The sequence below is a fragment of the Pedobacter sp. HMWF019 genome, from assembly GCF_003061025.1.
Classification (GTDB): Bacteria; Bacteroidota; Bacteroidia; order Sphingobacteriales; family Sphingobacteriaceae; genus Pedobacter.
On sequence record NZ_QAIL01000392.1, the window covers coordinates 3,518 to 7,569 of the forward strand.

3 protein-coding genes are annotated in these 4,052 nt (G+C 39.2%); all 3 read right to left on the bottom strand.

Going from position 1 to position 4,052, the window contains the following annotated elements:
• On the bottom strand, window positions 1-743 hold a 743-nt coding region (locus DBR11_RS21300; protein ID WP_108554638.1), incomplete at its 3' end, for a LytTR family DNA-binding domain-containing protein.
• Complete coding sequence (locus DBR11_RS21305) at window positions 733-1,824, bottom strand: sensor histidine kinase (protein ID WP_108554635.1); 1,092 nt, start codon at window positions 1,822-1,824, stop codon at window positions 733-735. The genes DBR11_RS21305 and DBR11_RS21300, both read right to left, overlap by 11 nt.
• A 251-nt stretch (window positions 1,825-2,075) precedes the next feature.
• Window positions 2,076-3,809: a phospho-sugar mutase gene (locus DBR11_RS21310; RefSeq protein WP_108554636.1), complete on the bottom strand. Its 1,734-nt coding sequence runs from the start codon at window positions 3,807-3,809 to the stop codon at window positions 2,076-2,078.
• Window positions 3,810-4,052 lie beyond the last annotated feature (243 nt).

Below are 4,052 nucleotides of genomic sequence, written 5' to 3' on the forward strand. Positions count from 1 at the left end.
TCTTTTAAGGCTTGGGTATAACCCCGGCTCGAGCTGCATTTAGATCCTGCAGTATCAGTCAAAAGGAATACCAAAGTACCGTTAAAACTTTTTCTGATTTCTTTGATGGCATCTGAATTTATGATGGTACTTCTGCTAACTCTCAGGAAGGTGTCTGGAAGTTTTTCCTGGAGTGCAGTAATGGTGAAATCGGTTAGGTGTCTCTTGCCGTCGGCCGTATTCAGGAATACGTATTTGTCTTCAGCTTCAATAAAAGTAATGTCGGCAAGTTTGATGAGCAGGATCCGATCTCCGATCTTTACAGTAAGCGTTTTGATTTCCTTTTTGATGTTAAATTTATCTGCAAGCAGCTCGAAGGGAATCTGTATAGCTGTTACTCCTTGATGCTTTTGCAGTTTCTGCATAGATTTTTCCAGACGTTCGGCTTCTACGGGTTTTAGCAGGTAGTCTATAGATTCCTCCTCAAAAGCCTTCACTGCATATTGGTCATAAGCTGTGGTGAAGATGACTTTTGGTTGTTTTTTAAGCTGCGAAAGCATTTCGAATCCATTTAATACCGGCATTTCTACATCCAGGAAAATGAGATCTGGCTGATGTTTTTCAATCTGTTGCAGACCTTCTGCACCATTTGCAGCTTCGGCAATAATATTCAGATGATCGTAAACACTCAGTAAGCGTTTCAACCGCTGGCGGGCCAGTTCTTCGTCGTCAATAATGATGGTACGCCAAATTTTAGTTGTCATGCAATTGGATTTGAATTCTAATTTGTTTAAAAGGCTCATTGGTGATTTGGAGTTCATAATTGCCCGGGTATAAAAGCTCCAGTTTATCGTAGGTGCTTTGCAGGCCATAACCGATGTCCAGTTCGGAAGGGAAGGGGATACCATTGTCTGAAACGATGATCTCCATAACATTTGTTTTTTTTATGCTGAATTTAAGTTCTCCGTTGGCCGGAGTGTTTTTAAGGCCATGTTTTAAAGCGTTTTCCACCAGCGGTTGGATCAGAAAGCGTGGAATCTTTTCCTGCTCCAATCCATGCTCTATCTCTATAATAAAGCGAATCCTGTCGCCAAAGCGTACTTTCTCTATATCGAGGTAGGTTTGAAGTATATCGACTTCTTCCTGGATAGAAATCAGATTTTCCTGACTTTGGTTAATGCTGTACCTGAACAGTTTGGAAAGTTTTAAGGTCATGTCTTCTGCCTTGTCGGGATCCAAATGGATCAGGCTGGTAATAGCATTTAAAGAATTGTACAAAAAATGGGGATTGATCTTGGATTGCAATGCAGCCAGTTCCGCCTGTGTTTTCATCTGTTTCAAACGAAGTAAATCCATTTCTTTCTGTTTGATCTGGCTGTTGAATTTGTTCTTCCTGGCAAAGTAAATGTAGGAAATTGTACAGACGATTATGGTGATCACACCGCTAAAAGCAAGATCGGTTGTGTGAAAAAAAGTGTATTTAACCTGAAAAATAGAGGCGAACAGGTAATAGTTCAATTCAACAGCGAGAAATACACCAATCAGACTGAAGGTATAATAAACAAGAAGATAGCGTATGTTATAACCTTTTTTGTACCAGAGTTTTTTGGACAGTAATATACTGTTGCATACAAAAAAGGAGATGGCCACACTGAAAAGCATTTTGTAAGCAAACTGTTCTTGGCCGATCCACTCTCCCTTTAGGAGTGAAATGAGTACAGCGAGTATAATGCCTATGCCGAGTCCGCCTAATATAGAAACCACATTGTATCTCAGCCAATATTTAAAATTATAGGTTGAGCTGCCAGTAGGAAGATGGTTCAATGTCAATTGGTTTTTTTTCATTTGCTCTGCAGGTCTAAATATATGAATTTGAGTAATCAATATCTGTTTTATATATAGCGTATGCTTATCTTTAATATCCCTCAAAAATGGGATATATCGGTGGTGGATGAAAGTTATAACGGATGAACAGCGGAATAGTCCTGATAAAATGAGGTTAATGACAGACGGAATATTTTGATCAAAAAAGCCCGATCGGTAAGGATCGGGCTTCGTATAGGAATTGCGTAAGTTTTATGTTTGTTTATATCGATTTATGCTTGCAAGTCAGACATCAGGCTATGGATTTTGGTGCCTAGGCCTTCATTTACTTCATCAAACTTACTCTTATCGGCTAAGTGCGCATTTACGCTGCAATAGAACTTGATTTTTGGCTCCGTGCCCGAAGGACGTGCTGAAACAATGCTGCCGTCGGCAGTAATGAATTGTAAAACATCAGATTTAGGTAATTCAAGCGGAGTTGTCTTTCCTGTATTTAAATCTGTTTCAATACGCAGTTCATAGTCTTTTAGCGTGGTTACTTTCGAGCCCCCTAGTTCTGCAGGCGGATTATTCCTGAATTTCTCCATCATAGCTTTAATCTCCTCTGCACCGGTTTTGCCTTTTTTAGTCAGCGAAACCAGTTCTTCACGGTACAAACCATGTTCTGCATACATATCTATTAAGGCATTATATAAACTGCTGCCTTTGTCTTTATAATATGCGGTCATTTCTGCAATAAAAGCACAGGAAATGACTGCATCTTTATCTCTTACCAGTTCGCCAACAGAATAGCCGTAACTTTCCTCTCCCCCTACGATGAAGGTCTTTTTACCTTGCAAACTGGTGATAAGCTGGCCAATCCATTTAAATCCGGTTAAGGTATTGTAATAAGCTACTTTTTTAGATTTAGCGATTTCTTCGATCAGATTAGAAGTTACAATGGTTTTAACAATATATTGGTTGCCATCAATTTTTCCTTTCTCTTCCCATGCGGTAAGCAGGTAATGAATCAGTAAACTGCCGGTTTGGTTTCCGTTTAGAAGCACCCATTCATTATTATTGTTTTTAACAGCAATTCCCACGCGGTCTGCATCCGGGTCTGTAGCCAGTACAAGGTCTGCATCAATTTCAGCTGCCTTTTTAAGTGCCAGTGTCATGGCCTCTTTTTCCTCCGGATTTGGATAAACTACGGTTGGAAAATTACCATCTGGTTTACTTTGTTCTTCCACTACAGTCAGATTGGTAAAGCCAAACTGGGCAAGGGCTTTAGGAACTAAAGTGATTCCGGTACCATGGATAGGTGAGTAGACAATTTTTAGGTCTTTTTGTCTGGATATGGCTTCTGGAGAAACAGATAAAGCAGTAATTCTGTCCAGATAAAGCTGATCGATATCTTCGCCGATCAGCTCAACATTACTGTCGATACGGCCAAATTTAACTTCGTCAATGCTGGTGATTTTGGCCACCTCATTCATCACCTCTTTGTCGTCGGGTGAAGTGAACTGTCCACCATCATTTCCATAGGCTTTGTACCCATTATATTCTTTTGGGTTGTGTGAAGCTGTAAGCATGACACCACTTTTGCAGCCCAGTTCACGGATGGCGAAAGAAAGTTCTGGTGTAGGTCTTAATTCTTTGAAAAAATACACATGGATGCCATTTGCTGAAAAAACATCGGCTGTTATTTTTGCAAAATAGTCGGAATTGTTTCGGCTGTCATGTGCTATGGCTACTTTAATCTGTTCGCCTGGGTATTTTTTTAACAGGTAATTGCTTAATCCTTGTGTAGCAGTACCAATAGTATACTTGTTGATCCGGTTGGAACCAGCACCCATAATCCCTCTTAATCCTCCTGTTCCAAATTCCAGGTTGCGATAAAAAGCATCCGTCAATTCAGTATACGCTTCTTTATCTAATAACTGCTGAATGTCGTTTTTTGTCTGCTGATCGTAACTTCCATTAAGCCATTGGTTTATGGTGTTTAGTGTTGAGGATTCTAACTGCATATATTTAGTTTGTCTTTTTTAAAATTTTACTCTTTAACAATTTCTTTAGTAGGATGTTTTGCTGGCAGGTCCAAAACTTGTGCTGTTCCCAAATTTTATTTTGCTTATATCCTTATTATTAACGCTGTTTTAGTTATTTTCACGCCCTGATAGAAATTCATCCAAATTATGCAATTAATTAGGAATTTTTTCTCTCATGAATAACAAAAATATAAATATTACCCTATAGAATGGCTTTATAAC

Coding starts and splice junctions, on each gene's coding strand:
- DBR11_RS21310 (WP_108554636.1), bottom strand. CDS start 3,809: ATGCAGTTAGAATCCTCAACACTAAACACCATAAACCAATGGCTTAAT.
- DBR11_RS21305 (WP_108554635.1), bottom strand. CDS start 1,824: ATGAAAAAAAACCAATTGACATTGAACCATCTTCCTACTGGCAGCTCA.